The sequence below is a fragment of the Leptolyngbya sp. BC1307 genome, from assembly GCF_002286735.1.
Lineage (GTDB): Bacteria > Cyanobacteriota > Cyanobacteriia > Phormidesmidales > Phormidesmidaceae > Phormidesmis.
Genome location: NZ_NRTA01000215.1, coordinates 1 through 273 on the forward strand (window position 1 = coordinate 1; position 273 = coordinate 273).

At 53.5% G+C, this 273-nt stretch carries 1 pseudogene; it reads right to left on the bottom strand.

Annotated elements, in window-relative coordinates:
• Positions 1-273: pseudogene (locus CKL79_RS23390) on the bottom strand (hypothetical protein); the annotation flags it as partial.

The window sequence follows — 273 nt, forward strand, 5'->3', positions numbered from 1 at the left end:
TGGCCCTCGGCGTCTCTTCGAGCGCTTTGCCCACCGCCTCCATTACCCCATGAAATTTGCTAGATAGCTGGCTATGCAACTGGTTCCACCGTACCCAATAAGGATTGGATGTCTTATGTTTCCGGTGTAGCAGGCAGACCTCCCGCACTGCCTGTAACGGTAGCTCAAACGATTCGGCGATGACTGCCAGTTTCTGGTCAAGGACACCGGCAAAGTCCAGCAGTTGATCACGCTGATTGTGCAGTGCCTTTCTCAGCTTACGAATGGTCGGAT